17 protein-coding genes are annotated in these 17,797 nt (G+C 67.7%); 15 read left to right on the top strand and 2 right to left on the bottom strand.

Translation table 11 applies throughout. The features are described 5' to 3' along the window. Window positions 1-30 precede the first annotated feature (30 nt). The 13 genes from F1734_RS22140 to F1734_RS22080 all read left to right on the top strand — a co-directional run bounded on the left by F1734_RS22140 (window position 31) and on the right by F1734_RS22080 (window position 13,033). Window positions 31-1,197, top strand: coding sequence for an acyl-CoA dehydrogenase family protein (locus F1734_RS22140; RefSeq protein WP_064065735.1), 1,167 nt, complete (start codon window positions 31-33; stop codon window positions 1,195-1,197). Continuing rightward, on the top strand, window positions 1,197-1,946 hold the full coding sequence (locus tag F1734_RS22135; protein ID WP_203011069.1) for an SDR family NAD(P)-dependent oxidoreductase: 750 nt from the start codon (window positions 1,197-1,199) through the stop codon (window positions 1,944-1,946). Before F1734_RS22140 ends, F1734_RS22135 begins: the two co-directional genes overlap by 1 nt. Beyond that, entirely contained in the window at window positions 1,946-3,139 is a 1,194-nt protein-coding gene (locus F1734_RS22130) for a thiolase family protein (protein WP_203011068.1), read from the top strand. Before F1734_RS22135 ends, F1734_RS22130 begins: the two co-directional genes overlap by 1 nt. Then, complete coding sequence (locus F1734_RS22125) at window positions 3,139-4,377, top strand: acetyl-CoA hydrolase/transferase family protein (RefSeq protein ID WP_203011067.1); 1,239 nt, start codon at window positions 3,139-3,141, stop codon at window positions 4,375-4,377. Before F1734_RS22130 ends, F1734_RS22125 begins: the two co-directional genes overlap by 1 nt. A gap of 30 nt (window positions 4,378-4,407) precedes the next feature. Beyond that, the gene (locus F1734_RS22120; RefSeq protein ID WP_064065739.1) at window positions 4,408-5,331 is read left to right on the top strand and encodes a hydroxymethylglutaryl-CoA lyase; all 924 of its coding nucleotides are present in this window, start codon (window positions 4,408-4,410) and stop codon (window positions 5,329-5,331) included. 55 nt (window positions 5,332-5,386) lie between these two features. Further along, window positions 5,387-6,145, top strand: coding sequence for an SDR family NAD(P)-dependent oxidoreductase (locus F1734_RS22115; protein WP_010593376.1), 759 nt, complete (start codon window positions 5,387-5,389; stop codon window positions 6,143-6,145). Between the two features lie 111 nt (window positions 6,146-6,256). Beyond that, a complete protein-coding gene (menB, locus tag F1734_RS22110; RefSeq protein WP_203011066.1) occupies window positions 6,257-7,114 on the top strand; it encodes a 1,4-dihydroxy-2-naphthoyl-CoA synthase in 858 nt (285 codons plus the stop codon). A 64-nt stretch (window positions 7,115-7,178) separates the two neighbouring features. Next, complete coding sequence (locus F1734_RS22105) at window positions 7,179-7,964, top strand: enoyl-CoA hydratase/isomerase family protein (RefSeq protein WP_203011065.1); 786 nt, start codon at window positions 7,179-7,181, stop codon at window positions 7,962-7,964. A gap of 5 nt (window positions 7,965-7,969) precedes the next feature. Next, the gene (locus tag F1734_RS22100; protein WP_203011064.1) at window positions 7,970-8,920 is read left to right on the top strand and encodes an EamA family transporter; all 951 of its coding nucleotides are present in this window, start codon (window positions 7,970-7,972) and stop codon (window positions 8,918-8,920) included. 84 nt (window positions 8,921-9,004) lie between these two features. Then, a complete protein-coding gene (locus F1734_RS22095; RefSeq protein WP_203011940.1) occupies window positions 9,005-10,195 on the top strand; it encodes a CaiB/BaiF CoA transferase family protein in 1,191 nt (396 codons plus the stop codon). Between the two features lie 60 nt (window positions 10,196-10,255). Next, entirely contained in the window at window positions 10,256-11,065 is an 810-nt protein-coding gene (locus F1734_RS22090) for an enoyl-CoA hydratase/isomerase family protein (protein ID WP_203011063.1), read from the top strand. A gap of 5 nt (window positions 11,066-11,070) precedes the next feature. Then, window positions 11,071-11,922 carry an enoyl-CoA hydratase/isomerase family protein gene (locus F1734_RS22085; RefSeq protein ID WP_051009371.1) on the top strand — a complete coding sequence of 284 codons (852 nt, stop codon included), beginning with the start codon at window positions 11,071-11,073 and terminating at the stop codon, window positions 11,920-11,922. 76 nt (window positions 11,923-11,998) lie between these two features. After that, window positions 11,999-13,033 (top strand): phosphotransferase family protein, encoded by a 1,035-nt coding sequence (locus F1734_RS22080; protein WP_203011062.1) that lies wholly within the window; start codon window positions 11,999-12,001, stop codon window positions 13,031-13,033. A 37-nt stretch (window positions 13,034-13,070) separates the two neighbouring features. Here the strand turns inward: F1734_RS22080 and F1734_RS22075 are convergent, their stop codons facing one another. Then, window positions 13,071-13,916, bottom strand: a complete 846-nt coding sequence (locus F1734_RS22075; RefSeq protein WP_203011061.1) for a PaaX family transcriptional regulator — start codon at window positions 13,914-13,916, stop codon at window positions 13,071-13,073. A gap of 77 nt (window positions 13,917-13,993) precedes the next feature. Next, window positions 13,994-15,100 (bottom strand): CaiB/BaiF CoA transferase family protein, encoded by a 1,107-nt coding sequence (locus F1734_RS22070; RefSeq protein WP_203011060.1) that lies wholly within the window; start codon window positions 15,098-15,100, stop codon window positions 13,994-13,996. A gap of 159 nt (window positions 15,101-15,259) precedes the next feature. Here F1734_RS22070 and F1734_RS22065 point away from each other — a divergent pair, with 159 nt between their 5' ends. Together F1734_RS22065 and F1734_RS22060 are read left to right on the top strand one after the other, a co-directional pair. Further along, window positions 15,260-16,408 (top strand): 2-hydroxyacyl-CoA dehydratase subunit D, encoded by a 1,149-nt coding sequence (locus F1734_RS22065; protein WP_203011059.1) that lies wholly within the window; start codon window positions 15,260-15,262, stop codon window positions 16,406-16,408. 30 nt (window positions 16,409-16,438) lie between these two features. Further along, the gene (locus tag F1734_RS22060; RefSeq protein ID WP_010593365.1) at window positions 16,439-17,779 is read left to right on the top strand and encodes a 2-hydroxyacyl-CoA dehydratase subunit D; all 1,341 of its coding nucleotides are present in this window, start codon (window positions 16,439-16,441) and stop codon (window positions 17,777-17,779) included. Window positions 17,780-17,797: the final 18 nt, after the last annotated feature.

The raw sequence follows: 17,797 nt of genomic DNA, 5'->3' as shown, positions 1-17,797 counted from the left end.
AAACGGTAGCGACGACGACGGGACTGTGTTGTGGACTTCGATCTGACCGAGGATCAGGCAACGATCCGAGATGCGGTACGAGAACTCGCCGGCAAGTTCGACGAGCAGTACTGGGTGGAGAAGGATGCCGCCCACGAATTCCCCACGGAGTTCTACGACGCGTTCGCCAAGGGTGGCTGGCTGGGCATCACCACCCCCGAGGAGTACGGCGGACACGGCCTGGGCATCACCGAGGCCTCGATCCTGCTGCAGGAGGTCGCCGCGTCCGGCGCCGGCATGAACGGCGCCAGCTCGATGCACCTGTCGATCTTCGGCATGCACCCGGTGATCGTGCACGGCTCCGAGGAACTCAAGCAGCGCACCCTGCCGCGGATCGTCAACGGAGACCTGCACGTGTGCTTCGGGGTCACCGAGCCCGGCGCGGGCCTGGACACCACCAAGATCACCACCTTCGCGCGGCGCGACGGCGACAAGTACATCGTCAACGGACGCAAGGTGTGGATCTCGAAGGCGATGGAGTCGGAGAAGATTCTCCTGCTCACCCGCACCACCAAGTTCGAGGACGTGACGAAGAAGACCGACGGTCTCACGCTCTTCCTCACCGACCTGGACCGCTCGAAGGTCGAGATCCGCCCTATCAAGAAGATGGGCCGCAACGCCGTCACCTCCAACGAGTTGTTCATCGACGGCCTCGAGATCCCCGTCGAGGATCGGGTCGGCGAGGAGGGCAAGGGCTTCAAGTACATCCTCGACGGGCTCAACCCGGAACGGATGCTCGTCGCTTCGGAGGCCCTCGGCATCGGCCGTGCCGCCCTGCACCGCGCCACCCAGTACGCCACCGACCGTGAGGTGTTCGGCCGCCCGATCGGCATGAACCAGGGCATCCAGTTCCCCCTCGCGGATTCCCTCGCCCACCTCGACGCCGCCGAGCTCGTCCTGCGCAAGGCGACCTGGCTCTACGACAACGGCCGCCCCTGTGCACGCGAGGCCAACATGGCCAAGTACCTGTGCGCCGACGCCGGCTTCCAGGCCGCCGACCGTGCCCTGCAGACCCACGGCGGCATGGGCTACTCGGAGGAATACCACGTCGCGCGCTACTTCCGTGAGGCGCGCCTGACCCGCATCGCACCGCTGAGCCAGGAAATGGTTCTCAACTACCTCGGCGAGCACGTGCTCGGCCTTCCCAGGAGCTACTGATGTTCGAACTCACCGGAAGATCCGCCCTCGTGACCGGCGCGGGCAGCGGCATCGGCGCCTCCGTGGCGCACGCCTACGCCGCCGCCGGCGCTGCCGTCCTCGTCACCGATGTCAACGAGGACGCGGCCGCCGCCGTCGCCGCGGAGATCATTGCCGCCGGCGGTACCGCCAAATCCGCCGTGCTCGACGTCCGCAACGCCGCGCAGGCCGCCGCGGCGGCGGAACAGGCCGCCGCACTCGGTGGCGGCGTCGTCAACATCCTGGTCAACAACGCCGGGGCCATCGCACCGGCGATGTTCCCGAATCTCGAGGAAGACGACTTCCGCCGCATCGTCGACATCCACCTCGTCGGCAGCTACGTGTGCAGCAAAGCCGTGCTGCCCTATCTGCCGGAGGACGGCACCGGGCGCATCATCAACGTCACCTCCGCCGCCGGCCTGCAGGGCACCATCGGCCAGGCCAACTACGGGGCGGCCAAGGCGGGCATCATCGGCCTGACCAAGTCGCTGGCCCGCGAGCTCGCCCGCAAACAGGTCACCGTCAATGCCATTGCGCCCCTTGCGGCCACGCCGATGACCGAGAACATCCGCAGCAACGACAAGCTCGCGGCCAAGACTCTCGAGCGTGTCGCGCTGAGGCGCTGGGCCGAGCCGAACGAGATCTCGGCCAGCTTCGTGTTCTTCGCCTCCGACGGCGCCTCGTACATCACGGGCCAGGTGTTGCCCGTCGACGGTGGAACGGTGATCTGATGACCAACGCAACCAACCCGTTCCAGCGCTCCGCGCGCGAGGTGATCATCGCCGAAGCGGCTCGTACCCCGATGGGCCGATCCCACGCCGAACGCGGGTGGTTCCGCGATACGCATCCGAACGAGATGCTCGGCGCGGTCTACACGGATCTGATCCGCCGCAGTGGTCTGGCCCCGGCGGCAGTGGAGGACCTCGTCGTCGGTTGCACCGCGCCCTTCGGTGAGCAGTCCCGCAACATCGGCCGCAACGCATGGCTGCAGGCCGGATACCCGCCCGAGGTGCCGGCCGTCGTCCTCGACCGCCGTTGCGGCTCCGCGCAGACCGCGGTCGAGATGGGTGCCGCCCTCGTCGGGTCCGGCACGCACGACCTCGTCATCGCCGGCGGCGTCGAGCACATGGGCCACGTGCCGATCAACTCCCCGGCCAAGATCTCCGAGCTCTACGGCGATCCGTGGCCGGCCGAGCTGCGGGAGAAGTACGACTTCGTGCACCAGGGCGAGAGCGCCGAGCTCATCGCCGACCGGTGGGGCATCACCCGGCAGGAGATGGACGAATTCGCCGTCCGATCCCATCGTCTGGCGACCGAGGCCATCGAGGCCGGGCGGTTCGACGAAGAGATGATCCCCCTCGAGCTCGACGGCGAGGTCCGCAGGACCGATCAGACCGTCCGGCCCGGCACGAGCCTGGACACCCTGGCCGGTTTGAGGACCGCGTTCCGGGAGAACGGCCGGATCACCGCCGGCAGTTCGTCGCCGATCTCGGACGGCGCGGCCGGTGTCCTGCTCGCGTCCCGGGACGCGGTCGATACCCACGGTCTGCGCGCCCGCGCCCGGATCCTCGACCAGACCACGGTCGGAGTCGACCCGATCATCATGCTCACCGGGCCGATTCCGGCAACGCAGAAGCTGCTCGACCGCAACGGGATGACGATCGACGACATCGACCTCTTCGAGATCAACGAGGCGTTCGGTTCCGTGGTCCTGGCCTGGGAGCGCGAGCTCAAGCCCGACATGGACCGGGTCAACGTCAACGGCGGCGCGATCGCGCTCGGGCACCCGGTCGGTGCCACCGGGGCCCGTCTCATCGCGACGATCGTCGCCGAACTCGAACGTCGCGACGCCGAAATCGGGCTGGTCACCATGTGCTGCGGTGGCGGACTCGGAACCGCCACCCTGATTCAACGGATCGACTGATGATCGACCTCACGCCCCACGTCCGGGCCGGCGACGGAATCTGGTGGAGCCAGACGAGCGCGGAACCCACCCCGCTCGTCCACGCCCTGCTCGACCAGCTCCCGTCGATCGGCGCGGTCCGGGCGTTCGTGGGACTGACCTGGGACCGCCGACTCACTGAGCAGACCCCGGACGAGTTGTCCGTCGTCTCCTACGGTGGGCTGGGTGAACTGCGCCGGCTCAGCCAACGGGACCGGCTCGAGGTCGTGCCCTGCCACTACGCGGCGTTGCCCCGGCTGTTCGCCGAGCACCGCCTGCCGTGCGACGTCGGGTTCGTGCAGGTCGCTCCTCCCGACGCCGACGGCAACTGCTCGCTCGGCGTCGGCGTCGACTACGTCGCCGACGCACTCGAGCACACCCCCGTCCTGATCGCTGAGATCAATCAGCGCATGCCGAGAACCCACGGTGCACCCGCGATCCCGCTGTCGCGGTTCGCGGCGGTCGTCGAGACCGACCGGCCGCTGCTCGAAGCGCCCGACCGTGAGCCCGCCGCCGTCGAGACGGCGATCGCCCGGCACGTCGCCGGCCTCGTCGAGGACGGTGACACCATCCAGGTCGGCGTGGGCACGCTGCCCTCGGCGGTGCTGGCGGCCCTGGAAGGACATCGGGACCTCGGTCTGCACTCCGGCATGATCTCCGATGCGGTGCTGCGGCTGATCGACAAGGGCGTGCTGACCGGTGCGCGCAAACAGATCGACGTCGGACGCCACGTCACCGGGGCGGCGCTGGGCACGGCCACCCTGTACGAGCGTCTGCCGCATCTGCCGGTGGAATTCCGTCCCGCCAGCTATACCCATGCGCCGCAGGTGCTCTCGCAGTTGACCGCGCTCGTGTCGATCAACTCCGCCATCGAGGTCGACCTCACCGGGCAGGTGGGGGCGGAGCAGGCCGGAGCCGCCTACGTCGGCGCGGTCGGCGGCCAGGTGGACTTTTCCCGGGCCGCGGCCCTGACCGGTGGCCGCTCGGTCATCGCGCTGCGGTCCACCGCGCGCGGCCGCTCGTCGATCAAGCCGGCCCTCGAGTTCGGCTCCGTCACCACGGCGCGCGCCGACGTGGACTACGTCGTCACCGAGCACGGCGTCGCCGAACTGCGGGGCTGCTCGCTCGCGGAACGGGCCCGACGAATGATCGCGGTCGCAGCCCCGCAGCATCGTGAGCAGCTGGACATCGCACTGACCGAGCACGACCTTGCTTCGTAGCGGAGCGAGCGGAAACGAGGAGTGAACGCCATGACGCGCCCCCAACGGGTACAGATCCGAGAAGTCGGTCCGCGCGACGGCTTCCAGAACGAGCCGGAGACCATCCCGACCGACGACAAGGTGCGGCTGATCAACGCCCTGGGTCGTGCCGGCCTGAAGCGGATCGAGGTCGCCAGTTTCGTGCGGCCCGATGTCATCCCGCAGCTGTCGGACGGGGTGGAGGTGCTCAGCCGCATCGACGTGCCCGACGACGTGAGGCTGATGGTCCTCGTGCCGAACAGTAAGGGCCTGGACAACGCGCTGAAGGTTCGCGACACCTTCCACGAGGTCGCGATCTTCGTCAGCGCGTCCGAAACCCACAACAAGAAGAACGTCAACCGCACCGTCGACGAAACCATGGCGGACAACGACATCATGGCTCGCCGGATCGTCGCCGAGGGCCTGCACTGCGCCGCGGTCATCGCGACGTCGTTCGGATGCCCCTTCGAGGGCAAGGTGGAGTTGAAGCGGGTGTTGGACCTGGCGGAGCGATTCGCCGAATCCGGAGCCACGGAGATCGGCTTCGGTGACACTACCGGCATGTGCAATCCGGCCTATGCCTCGGAGTTCTTCGCCGCGGCCATCGAACGTCTGCCCGGCGTCGAGGTCACCGCGCACTTCCACAACACCCGCGGCCAGGGCCTCGCGAACGCGTTCGCCGCGCTCGAGGCTGGATGCGCGAGCTTCGAGTCGAGCTTCGGTGAACTGGGCGGCTGCCCCGTCCCGGTGGGGTCGACCGGCAACATCGCCACCGAGGACCTGGTGAGCATGTTCCACGAAATGGGTGTGGACACCGGCCTCGACCTCGACCTGGTCATCGACGCCGCTCGCGAGGCTCAGCAGGTGCTGGGCCGCAAGCTCACCAGCCACTCGATCGTGGCCGGCCCGATCCAGTGGGCCGCGGGCGTGCGCTGACGCCCTCGTCCCCGGTACGACTTCGACATCAGAACCGACAACACGGAGTGAAATCATGAGCAATCGAGTCGCATTCGTCACGGGCGGCGCGCAGGGCATTGGCAAGGGAATCTCCGATGCGCTGGGTGCCGCGGGCTTCCGCGTCGCGGTCGCCGACCTCAACCTCGAGGCCGCGGAGGAGACCGCGGCCGCCATCCGCGAGGCCGGAGGCCAGGCAATGGCCGTTCCGGTCGACGTGACGGACACCGAGTCCGTGCAGGCGGCGGTCAAGCAGGTCGCCGAGCAGTTCGGCCCCGTCGAGATCGTCGTCAACAACGCCGGGTGGGACGACTTCATGCCGTTCGTGAAGACCGACGAGGCGTTCTGGGACCGGATTCTCGAGATCAACTTCAAGGGCCAGCTGCGAGTCGTCCAGGCGACCCTGCCGGGCATGGTCGAGCAGGGCTGGGGGCGCGTCATCAACATCGGTTCGGACGCCGGACGCGTCGGCTCGTCGCTCGAAGCGGTGTACTCGGGTGCCAAGGGCGGCATCATCGCGTTCACCAAGACCCTCGCGCGGGAGGTCGCCACGAAGGGCGTCACCGCCAACACGGTGTGCCCCGGTCCGACGGACACCCCGGCCCTGCGCAAGTTCGCCGACAACTCCGGCCAGGAAGCCGACAAGGTGATCGCCGGCATGACCCGCGCGGTGCCGATGAAGCGGCTCGGCAAGGCCACCGACATCGGCGCCGCCGTGGCGTTCTTCGCCTCCGACGAGGCGGAGTTCGTCACCGGCCAGACCTTGTCCGTCAGTGGTGGTCTGACGATGGCCTGACGGTCATCGGTCGGTTCTCACCCCGACAGCGCGGTCCGGAGCCTATCCGGCCGCGCTGTCGTGCGTCGCGGTCCGTTAACGATCGTTTGCAGGAGAGCTTATGATCGGTATATGACGAATAATTGCGATACAACGGATTTCGTGGAATGGACCTCGCTCGGCGAGTACGCGGACATTCGGTACGAGCACAGCGGCGACGGGATCGCAAAGATCACGATCTGCCGTCCGGAGGTGCGCAACGCGTTCCGGCCGCAGACGTTGATGGAGATCTCCGACGCGTTGGTCGATGCCCGGGAGGACTCCTCGATCGGTGTCATCGTGCTGACCGGGGAGGGGCCCGATGCATTCTGCTCGGGCGGGGATCAGCGGGTGCGTGGCGACACCGGCTACCTCACCGAGCCGGGCAAGGCCGGCGGCGTGGGGCGCTTCCACGTCACCGACCTGCAGATCCAGATCCGCCGACTGCCGAAGCCGGTGGTGGCCATGGTGGCCGGGTATGCGATCGGTGGCGGGCACATCCTGCATCTGGTGTGCGATCTGACGATCGCAGCGGACAACGCCCGCTTCGGCCAGGTGGGTCCCAAGGTCGGTTCCTTCGACGGCGGGTACGGCGCGGGTCTGCTCGCGGAGTTGGTCGGGGTGAAGAAGGCCAAGGAGATCTGGTTCCTGTGTCGCCAGTACGACGCGCAGCAGGCCCGGGAGATGGGGCTGGTCAACACCGTAGTCCCGTTGGCCGATCTCGAGCGCGAAACCGTCCAGTGGTGCCGCGAGATGCTCGAGCTCTCCCCCTTCGCGCTGCGCCTGATGAAGGCCAGTTTCAATGCGGCGGAGGATGGCATGGCTGGCATCCAGCAGCTCGCCCACGATGCGAATCTGCTGTTCTACTCCACGGACGAGGCGAAGGAAGGGCGGGAGGCGTACAAGGCGAAGCGCCGGCCTGAGTTCGAGAAGTTCCCGCGTCGGCCCTGACCTTCCATTTAGGTCCAACAATTAGTATGGTTGGGTCATTGTTGGACCGAACAGGATGGTGTGCATGTCGGAAACCGCTACGCCCGCAGTCGCATGGAGTGACGTCGACGCCGGTGTCATGACGATCACGCTCCAGCGCCGGCCCGCGAACGCCCTGGGCCTGCCGATCATCGACGGCCTGAACGCGGCGTTGGACGCCGCCGATGCCGACGGTTCGGTGAAGGTGATCGTCGTCCGATCGGACATCCCCGGGTTCTTCGCCGCGGGGGCGGACATCAAGCACATGTCGTCGGTGGACGCGGAGTCGTTCACCGCCTACGGCGATCGGCTCCGTGGGGCGCTCGACCGGCTCGCGTCCGCCGACAGGATCACGATCGCCGCGGTGGACGGCCTCGCGCTCGGGGGCGGCCTCGAACTCGCAATGGCCTGCACCCTGCGGGTCGGCGGTGCGGACGCGAAGTTCGGGCTTCCCGAGGTCAAACTCGGCCTCATCCCCGGCGCCGGCGGCACCCAACGTCTCCCGCGCCTCGTGGGCCGAGGTCGTGCGCTCGACATCATGCTGACCGCCCGCCAGATCCCCGCCGACGAGGCACACGCGATCGGACTGATCGACCGGCTCGTCGATGCCGGCGGCGCGACGGACGCGGCGCTCGCCCTCGCGGCCGAGCTGTGCACGATGTCGCTGCCCGCGCAGCGCGCCGTCATCCGGACGGTCGATGCCGCGTTCGACACGCCGCTCGACGAGGGCTTCCGCTTCGAGGTCGCCCAGGAACAGGACCTGTTCGAGAGCGGGGAGGCGAAGGAGGGCATCACCGCGTTCCTCGAGAAGCGCACCCCGCGCTTCGCCTGAGCGTCGTGCCGTCCGGATCCGCCGGGCGCGGAGCGATCGCACTCGCCCTGTCCCTGGTCTACCTGATCTGGGGGTCGATCTACCTCGCGATCCGCCTGGTGATCGAGGAGGTGCCGCCCCTCGGCTCGATGGGTGCGCGCTTCCTTCTCGCCGCCCTGCTGATGGCCGTGTTCCTCGCCGTCCGTGGCGGCTGGAGGCGGCTGCTCGTCACCCGGCGTGAGGCCGGCGGGGCCGCGTTCCTCGGGGTCCTGCTGCTCGCGTGTGGAAACGGCTTGACGTCGGTGGGCCAGTTGCACGGTGTGCCCTCCGGAGTGACGGCGCTTCTCGTCGCGATGGTGCCCGTGTGGATCTGCCTCTACCGTGCCGTGTCCGGCGACCGCCCGCGAGCTCTCGAACTGGCCGGCGTCGGGGTGGGCCTCGTCGGCCTGGCCGTGCTGGTGCTGCCGACCGGAAGTGAGCGTTCGAGCCTTCCGCTGGTCGGTGTGGCGGTCATCGTGCTGTCGAGTCTGTCGTGGTCGTTCGGCTCCTGGATCAAGCCGAGGCTCTGGTTGCCGCAGGACGTGTACGTGGGCGCGACGTATCAACTCCTGGCGGCCGGTGCGGCGATGATGCTGGCGTCGGTGGTTACCCGCGAGCGCTTCGGAGGTGAGATCGGACTGCGGGCCTGGGGCGCGTTCGGCTACCTCGTGGTCTTCGGCTCGGTCGTCGGATTCACCGCGTACGCGTGGCTGCTGCACCATGCACCGCTTCCGCTGGTGGCCACCCACACGTACGTGAACCCCGTGGTGGCCGTCGCCCTCGGATCCGTCGTCCTGTCCGAGCCGGTCACTCCTGCGCTGGTCGTCGGTGGCGTCGTGGTCCTGGTGTCCGTCGTGTTGGTGGTGAGTGCGCAGGCTCGGTCCCGGCGTGGGCGCGCTGCCGACCGCTCGGGGGAGACGAGCATGGTGCGCGACTGAACCGGAGCATTCCGGGTGTTCTTGGAGCCTTCCCTGAACAACGCGAAGGTATTATTATCAGACCAAATTCGGGAAGGTGCAGCAATGACGCAGAACGGCACGAAACGCTCGTTCACGGGTCCGCTGTCGGGTCTGAAGGTGGTCGAAATCGGTTCGATCGGCCCGGGGCCGTTCTGCGCCATGCTGCTGGCCGATCTCGGTGCGGACGTGGTGCGGGTCGACCGCGCCACCGGCGCAGGGTTGGTCGGGCCGAATGCAGAGTTCCGCACCGAACTGCTGCACCGGGGACGTCGTTCGCTTGCCGTCGATCTCAAGCACCCGGACGGAGCGGAGGTGGTGCTGTCGCTCGTAGCGGACGCCGACGTGCTGATCGAGGGCTTCCGCCCCGGCGTCACCGAGCGGCTCGGGATCGGACCGGACGACTGTGCCCAGCGCAATCCGCGGCTGATCTACGGTCGCATGACGGGCTTCGGGCAGGACGGCCCTCTCGCGCAGCACGTCGGTCACGACATCAACTACGTGGCACTCAGTGGTGCCCTGTCGCTGATCGGACGCCACGGTCACCCGCCCACCCCGCCACTCAGCCTGATCGGTGACTTCGGCGGTGGCGGAATGCTTCTCGCCATGGGAGTGATGTCTGCACTCTACGAGAGGCAACGTTCGGGCACCGGGCAGGTGATCGACGCCTCGATGGTGGAAGGAGCCGCCCTCCTTGCGACGCCGTTCTTCGGCTTCACCCAGAGCGGGTCGTGGAACCGTGAACGCGGCACGAACCTCGTCGACAGCGGCGCACCCTTCTACGACGCCTACGAGACCTCCGACGGCAAATGGCTCTCGGTCGGCGCGCTCGAACCGCACTTCTACGCCGACCTCGTAGCCCTGCTGGGCCTGCCCGACGATCTGCCGGATCAGAACGACCGCGCGCAATGGCCGCAGATGAAGAAGGTCTTCGCCGACGCCGTACGGGGCCGCGCCCTCGCGGAGTGGCTCGACGCGGCCGAAGGACACACGCCGTGCATCGCGCCCGTCCTCGACGTCGACGAGGCACCGTCGCATCCCCACCATGTCGCCCGCGGGACCTTCGTCGAGGTCGACGGACTCGTCCAACCGGCCCCCGCGCCCCGATTCAGCCGGACGGCGGCGGCAGTGGACCGCCGTCCGCCGACTCCGGGGGAGCACACCACCGAGATCCTGACCGACTGGGGAATCGACCCCGACCGCACCGACCAATGGCTGCGCTCGGGCGCGGTACGACACGCCCCCGCCGAAGCCTGACCGATCACACGAACTCACGGCGCCCACCTGGAACCGCCGGACCGAAGAAGGAGTGAACCCGTGACCGAGCCCACGATATGGGAAACGTTCACGCTCGAGCGACCCGAACCCGGGATCGCCGTCGTGACGCTGAACCGTCCCGAACGAATGAACTCGATGACGAACACGATGTTCGTCGAACTCGAGAAAGTGGCGTTGCACCTCGACCACGAGGACGACCTGCGGGTCGTGATCCTCACCGGAGCCGGCAAGGCATTCTGCGGCGGGTTCGATCTCGACGACGCCGAAGGGCTGTCGTCGTTGACGCCGATGGGGATGCTCGATCAGCAGGAGCTGGCGGCGCGGGCGCTCTCGGCGATCCGCAGCATCCGCGTTCCGGTGATCGCGGCGGTCAACGGCGCGGCGGCCGGTGGAGGACTGTCCCTGTCCCTGGCTGCCGACATCCGGATCGGCTCGCCGGCCGCGCGGTTCAACGCGGCGTTCGTGCGAATCGGCCTCTCGGCCGGGGACCTGGGCGCCTCCTGGCACCTCACCCGGCTGATCGGCCCGGCGCGGGCCGCGGAGTTCGCCTACACGGGCCGATTCATCGAGGCCGTCGAGGCGGAGTCGCTCGGGCTGCTGAACGCGGTGGTTCCCGCCGAGTCGCTGCTCGACGAGGCGCTCGTGATGGCGCGCCTCATCTGCGCGAACTCGCCTGCCGGCGTGCAGCTGTCGAAACGCGCACTGCACGCGAACATGGAGGTGTCGTCCTACGCCGCGGCGCTCGAACTGGAGAACCGTGGCCAGGCGCTGCTCACCCGTGGTGAGGACATGCCCGAAGCGCTGGCCGCGTTCAAGGACAAGCGCAGCCCGAAGTTCACGGGCCGGTGATCGACATGACGCAGATGGACACGCGGGAAAATACGTCCGTGCTGAGCAACTACGAGCCACCCCGGCTGGAGACCCTCACCCTCGAGGTGCTCGAGGGCAAGATCGCCGTTCTCACGATCAACCGGCCCGACCGGATGAACTCGATGGTCGTGAAGATGTTCGAAGAGTTCAACACGGCCGCCTACGCATTGCGCGACACCGACGCGCGGGCACTGATCATCCGCGGTGCGGGCGAGCGGGCGTTCTGCGCCGGGTTCGACCTGGACGAGATCAGTGTGATCACCGAAATGGGCGTGCGCGAGTTCCTGAAATTCCAGGAGACCGCGACCGGAGGCCTTGCTGCGCTGCGGCATCTGCCGTTCCCGGTCATCGCGGCGATCCACGGCGCTGCCTCCGGCGGCGGTATGTCGCTCGCCCTCGCCGCCGACATCCGGCTCGTCGCCCCGACCGCGAAATTCAACGCGGCCTTCGTCAAGGTGGGGTTGTCCGTCGGGGAACTCGGCACCTCCTGGCAACTGACCCGCCTTGTCGGGCCGGGCCGGGCGGCGGAGATCGCGTACACGGCGCGCTTCGTCGGCGCCGAGGAGGCGGTCCGGATCGGGCTGGCCAACCGCGTGGTGCCGAGCGAGAACCTCTTCGACGAGGCCGTCGCACTGGCCGAGACGATCGCGACGAATTCTCCCGGCGGGATCCGGATGTCGAAGCGCGCGTTGCAGCGGAACCAGGAGGTGACCTCGTACGCGGCGGCGCTCGAGTTGGAGAACCGGGGGCAGGCGCTACTGACCCGATGCGCTGACATGCCGGAAGCGCTGGCCGCATTCAAGGAGAAGCGCGCTCCGCGTTTCACCGGGGCGTAGACGTCGACGAACGACTGCGTGCAGCGATCGGGGCCGGGCGGCGCGGCCGGCGGCACAATCTGATGGAGGCGAGAATATGACCTGGGAATGGACTCCCGACACCCTCGGCGCGCTGGAACGATTTCTGCGTGAGCGGGGTATCACAGATGGACCGCTGACGACGTCGCGTATCGGTGACGGGCATTCCAATCTGACGTTCCTGGTGTCCGACGGGGTACGTCGGGTGATCGTCCGTCGACCGCCCCCGCCGCCCGTCCCGCCGGGTGCTCACGACATGCTGCGGGAGGCTCGGCTCGTCGGTGCACTCGCCGGCAGCGGCGTGCCGGTGGCGGCCGTTCTTGCCGTCGGTCGGACGGGCGACGTGCTCGACGTCCCGTTCTACGTGATGGATTACGTCGCCGGTCCGGTGGTCACCACCGAGACCCCGGCGGCGCTGAGCGCGCCGGCCGACCGTCGCCGGATCGGTGAGGCGCTGATCGACACCCTCGCGGCACTGCACGCGGTCGACTGGCGGGCCGCCGGCCTCGGTGACCTCGGCCGGCCGGACGGTTTCAACGAGCGTCACCTGCGCCGCATGGGCCGGTTGGTGGCGGCCGAGGACGGGACGCCGCCGCCGGAGTTCGCGGAGATCGATGCGTGGCTCGCCGCCCACGTTCCCGCCGAGTCCGGTGCGGCGATCATCCACAACGACTACCGCATCGGCAACGTCATCCTCGCTCCTGACCCGCCGGGACGTCTTGCGGCGGTGCTGGACTGGGAGCTCGCGACGATCGGCGACCCGCTGTTCGATCTGGGGTATTTTCTTGCGTCGTATCCCGTCGAGGGGGAGGAACGCACGCCGACCGAAGATCTCGGTGTCGCGGTCCTCGAGGAGGGGTATCCGACCCGCGACGAACTGGCCCAGCGGTATGCGGCTGCCACCGGCGCGGACCTGTCGAACCTCGACTGGTACACGGCACTGGCCCTGTGGAAGCTGGCGGTGCTGTACGAGTACGGGCGGCGCCGGGCCGTGGCCGGCGTTGGGGATCAGTACTACCGCGACGGTGCCCTGGTGCGTGCCTTTCTCGACGCCGCGCACCGGGCGGCGGGGCTGACGGCAGCCGGGGTCTGATCGGACCGGTACCAGCCGGGCTCCGACCCGGTGGTCCCTACCCGACGCCCGCGATCTCACGCCAGCGAGCGTGCGCTGCCGGCGTCCACTCGGTACGCAAGTCGCGTAGTCGCTTCGCCGCCCGCAATCCGGCCCAGTCCGGCAGCAGGACCTCGGGCAGTCGGGGATCCAGGTAGGGCATCCGGCGCAGGGAATCGGCCAGCTGCAGGTGGGTGATGAGCAACTCGTCGTCCGAGGCGAATCCGCGCACGTCGAACCGGGCGAGCAGCTCGTCGTAGACCTTCTCGGCCTCGTCGAGATCCCAGGACCGCCGCACGAGTTCGGCCTCGGTGATGCCCGGCTGGCCGATTGGGCCGACGAAGGTGACCGTGTTGTCGGTCAACCCCAGCGACTCGATCGTCCTGGCGGCCTCCGCGGCGCGATCGACGTGGGGGGTCACCCAGACCCCGGGAGTCGGGTTTCCGAAGCCGGCCCACCGCAATGCCGCATACAGTTTCTTGCGACTCGAGCGGTGAGATTCGGGAACCGGGACGTTGATCACCAGCCAACGGCCGTCCCACTGGGTGACGTCGACATCGGGGGGAAAGACACGCATGTCGCCTTCGGCGAACAGTCGGTGCGCTTCGTCGGTCAGGTGCCACAACGTCTCCCGACCGACCCGCTCGGCGGCGATCAACCCGGACGATCCTGTGCGGGCCAGAGCCTGCCGTGCCGCGGGCTCGCCGAATCCAAGTCCCTTCAGGACGTGGAGCAGGGCCGCGGTACGAACCGGTCGACCGTATGGTTCGACCAACTCGCCGAGCACCGTCACAAGCACGGATCGGGCGCTGCGGGTGGGGGCTGCGTCCTTGTCGGACGCGGACCCGATGTCGGGATCAATCATGGGTCCATCGTCGCGCAAGCGGTCGGAGCAACGCCACACCGGACCCCGGCGGTGCGGGGACGGCGGGATGTCGCACATCAGTCCGCACCGTCGACACCCCAGTCGCGCAAGACGGCGTCGGTGTCCGCGCCGGGCACGCGAGGTGCCGAGTACGTGGCCGGCGCCGCGTTCGCGAAGCGTGGCGATGCCGCCGGCTGACGCTGTCCGAACGATTCGACGACTGTCCCGCGTGCGGCGATGTGCGGGTGCGCCGCGACCTCGTCCAGGGCGAGCACCGGCGTGAAACACGCGTCGAGGGGGGCGAAGTGCTCCACCCATTCGTCGCGATCGCGTCCGCGGAAGATCTCGGCGAACCGAGTGCGCACCGTAGGCCAGGCCGTGCGATCGTATTGATCCGGAAGGTGTGCCGGGTCGAGTCCGAGGCCCGTGAGCAGGTGCGCGTAGAACGCCGGCTCCACCGCGCCGACTGCGACGTACCGCCCGTCGGCACATTCGTAGGTGTCGTAGAACGGGGCCGCGCCGTCGACGACGTTGGTTCCCCGGTCGGCGGACCATAGGCCGTTTTCGGTCAGCGTCCAGTACATCGTCATCAGCGTGCTGACGCCGTCGACCATCGCGACGTCGACGACGTCACCCTGCCCGGACCGCTCCCGCGCATAGAGGGCACCGAGGATGCCGGTGATCGCCAGCATCGAGCCTCCCCCCAGGTCGGCGACCAGGTTGAGCGGTGCCAGCGGGCGTTCGCCTTTCCGTCCGATCGCGTTCAACGCCCCGGTGAGGGCGAGGTAGTTGATGTCGTGCCCCGCGTAGGGGGCCAGCGGACCGTCCTGTCCCCACCCGGTGATCCGGGCGTAGACGAGGCGGGGATTGCGTGCTCGGCACACGTCGGGGCCGATGCCGAGGCGTTCCGCCGCGCCGGGGCGGTAGCCCTCGATGAGCACATCCGCATTGTCGACGAGGCCCAGCACGCGCTGCAGATCGTCGAGATCTTTCAGATCGGCGCGGACCGAGCGACGGTTGCGCAGGCCGGCGTCCTGCTCCACGGGCAGGAGTTGGCTCACCCCGCCGGGACGTTCGATCCGCACGACGTCCGCCCCGAGGTCGGCCAGCAGCATCGCGGCATGGGGGGAGGGGCCGATCCCGGCCAGCTCGACCACCCGCAGCCCGTCGAGTACACGCGTCATCTTCTACCTCCGAACGGCATTAATGTTTGACAACTCTGGATACTAACTACCAAATTAAGTATTATCTAGCTCGACGTCGCAGCGAAGCACCGACTTGTCGCTGTCGGCATCCATCGACGAATCCGAGGGCGAAACGTGAACAGACTCAGTCCAGAACTGATGGCGACGCTGCGCGCCGTGGCCGTAGATCCGGTCGCCTACGCGCAGACATGGAAGGCGACCCATGGCCGCAGCGTGATCGGTTCCTTCCCGATGAACTTTCCCTCCGAACTTGTGCACGCCGCCGGCGCCCTTCCGGTGCTCATCCAGGAGAACCGGACCCCGATCACCGAAGGCCGCAACCTGCTCGCCGAGTTCTACTGCGGATACACCCGCAGTGTCGCCGATCAGGCGGCGGTCGGACAGCTCGACGTCTTCGACGCCTTCGTGGCGGCGGACCACTGCGTGCAATTACTCGGCGCGGTGGACGTGATCCGATGGGCGCGACCCGAGAAACCTGTGCACTTCGCCCAGCTCACCAGCGCCATGGACGATACGTGGACAAGACCGCGGGTGGCGGGTCGCATCGGCGAACTCACCACCGAGATCGAAGCCGCCCTGGGTGTTTCGATCACTTCCGATACCTTGACCGCCAGCATTCGGATGTTCAACGCCAACCGGCGTCTGCTGCGCGAGTTCTATGAGCTGCGTCGCTCCGGCCGGCTCCGCATCACCGCAAGCGAAATGCAGGTGCTGGTGAAGTCGAGCATGGTGATGGACATCGTCGAACACACCGCTGCCCTCGAGCGCCTTCTCGACGCGATCGAGCCGGCTGCGGAAGCGCAGCCCGACGTGGTCAGGCTCTATCTGTCCGGCCACTTCTGCCACGCCCCGCGGCCCGAACTGCTGGACGTGATCGAGGAGACCGGGGTGATCGTGGTCGACGACGACCTGTACACCGGATACCGCTACATCTCCACCGATGTGCCCGAGAACGGTGATCCGTTCGAGGCGCTGTCGAACTGGTATCTGGAGCGAAACCTCAACGCCCCATGCCCCACCCGAGTGACCACTCAGGTCGACTGGGACCGATACCTGATCGACGAACTCGCTCGAAGCAACGCGAACGGCGTGATCGTGATGATGGCGAAGTTCTGCGAACCTCACATGCTCTACTACCCGGAACTGCGGAAAGCGCTGGAGAGTAACCGAACCCCCGTGCTCCTCATCGAAACCGAACACGAGGGCAATCCTGTGGAAACACTCCGGACCCGGGTCGAGACCTTTGTGGAGCGAATCCGCCGGCTCCCCGCGCCGGTGCTGTCCTGAAACCTGCTCGACCACCCGAGGGAGATCGTGATGACTGTTGCACAACCGCGCAAGGACAAGGCGCACCGTCTGTCCAGTACCCGCGTCGGCGGCAAGCTGGTCGCCGACTACTGGGAAAACATTTTCACCGCGAAGGAGCGCGGTAAGCACGTCGTCTGGTACAACGGCGCAGCGTTGAACCCGCTCTTCCAGGCGGCCGGCCTCGAATGGTGCCACGGTGAGGCGTTCGCTGCACGACTGGCCGCCCAGCATCTCGAGGGTCCGGCTCAGGCCGCCGGGGCCGAGTACGGCTACATCAACGAGCTGTGCTCGTACGCCCGCACGCACCTCGGCTGCGCCGTGCTGACGCATCAGAACAGCGGGCGGAGCGAGACCGGCGTCGTGGGCCTGACCGATCAGCAGGAGCTCGCGAGCAAGCTGCCCGCTCCGGACTTCTTCGTGAACGGATATGCCGGCTGTAGCACCGGACAGCAGTGGGACGCCATGACGTACCGAGTGTTCGACCGCAAGTTGCCTCTGTTCAACGTCTCGCTCCCGATGCTGTGGGGCAACAAACCCGACGCGGGATACATGCGCGGGGAGGAGTGGGTCGAGGTCGGCAAGTACGTCGAGGGCCAGCTCCGGGAGCTGGTCGACTTCCTGGAGTACCAGACCGGCCGGCCGTTCGACTGGGATGCGCTCAGCGAGAGCATGTCATACATCAAGCGAGCTTCGGAGTTGCGTCTCGAAGGTATGGAACTTTGCCGGCAGGCGCCGACCCCGGCGACCTACTGGGACTGGGTGGCGAGCATCGCGCCGATCAACTTCCTGCCTGGCAACCAGGATCTCGTGGACTACTTCGCCGGGGTGAAGACCGAGATCGAACAGCGGATCGCCGACGGTGTCAGCGCCGTGGAGAACGAGCGCTACCGGGTCTACTTCGACGGGATCATGAACTGGAACAAACTCGGATTCCTGACCAGGAAGTTCGCCGAGTACGACGTGGCCGTGGTGGCAGGCCGGTACACCCACGAATCCTTCTGGCAGGAACCACAACTCATCGACGTCGACAATCCGCTGCTCGGTATGGCGCAACACTACCTGCTCTGCCCGCTCAACCACGGGCTGAAGAACCTGCAGGAGCTGTTGTTGCGTCGTCTCGACGAATATGCGATCGACGGCATCGCCTTCCACTCCACCCGGACCTGCCGGGCGATGACCAACCCGCAGTCGATGCTCGCCCGGGCCGCCGAGACCGGGCGAGGAGTCAAGTCGTTCTTCTTCGAGGGGGACGTTGCCGACGCATCGTTCTACAACGACGAGTTGTTCGACAGCCGCCTCGAAGCGATGCTGGAGGCGATCGATGTGCAGCGGATGAGGTCCGCGGTCTAGCGCGATACCGTACCGGAA

The organism is Rhodococcus ruber (assembly GCF_016804345.1).
Taxonomy (GTDB): domain Bacteria; phylum Actinomycetota; class Actinomycetes; order Mycobacteriales; family Mycobacteriaceae; genus Rhodococcus; species Rhodococcus ruber.
The sequence above is the reverse complement of the archived record's forward strand: the minus strand, read 5'-3'. Positions and strand labels throughout refer to the sequence as shown.

Coding starts and splice junctions, on each gene's coding strand:
- F1734_RS22065 (WP_203011059.1), top strand. CDS start 15,260: ATGGCGACGCTGCGCGCCGTGGCCGTAGATCCGGTCGCCTACGCGCAG.
- F1734_RS22125 (WP_203011067.1), top strand. CDS start 3,139: ATGATCGACCTCACGCCCCACGTCCGGGCCGGCGACGGAATCTGGTGG.
- F1734_RS22120 (WP_064065739.1), top strand. CDS start 4,408: ATGACGCGCCCCCAACGGGTACAGATCCGAGAAGTCGGTCCGCGCGAC.
- F1734_RS22130 (WP_203011068.1), top strand. CDS start 1,946: ATGACCAACGCAACCAACCCGTTCCAGCGCTCCGCGCGCGAGGTGATC.
- menB (WP_203011066.1), top strand. CDS start 6,257: ATGACGAATAATTGCGATACAACGGATTTCGTGGAATGGACCTCGCTC.
- F1734_RS22080 (WP_203011062.1), top strand. CDS start 11,999: ATGACCTGGGAATGGACTCCCGACACCCTCGGCGCGCTGGAACGATTT.
- F1734_RS22060 (WP_010593365.1), top strand. CDS start 16,439: ATGACTGTTGCACAACCGCGCAAGGACAAGGCGCACCGTCTGTCCAGT.
- F1734_RS22115 (WP_010593376.1), top strand. CDS start 5,387: ATGAGCAATCGAGTCGCATTCGTCACGGGCGGCGCGCAGGGCATTGGC.
- F1734_RS22085 (WP_051009371.1), top strand. CDS start 11,071: ATGACGCAGATGGACACGCGGGAAAATACGTCCGTGCTGAGCAACTAC.
- F1734_RS22105 (WP_203011065.1), top strand. CDS start 7,179: ATGTCGGAAACCGCTACGCCCGCAGTCGCATGGAGTGACGTCGACGCC.
- F1734_RS22075 (WP_203011061.1), bottom strand. CDS start 13,916: ATGATTGATCCCGACATCGGGTCCGCGTCCGACAAGGACGCAGCCCCC.
- F1734_RS22135 (WP_203011069.1), top strand. CDS start 1,197: ATGTTCGAACTCACCGGAAGATCCGCCCTCGTGACCGGCGCGGGCAGC.
- F1734_RS22095 (WP_203011940.1), top strand. CDS start 9,005: ATGACGCAGAACGGCACGAAACGCTCGTTCACGGGTCCGCTGTCGGGT.
- F1734_RS22070 (WP_203011060.1), bottom strand. CDS start 15,100: ATGACGCGTGTACTCGACGGGCTGCGGGTGGTCGAGCTGGCCGGGATC.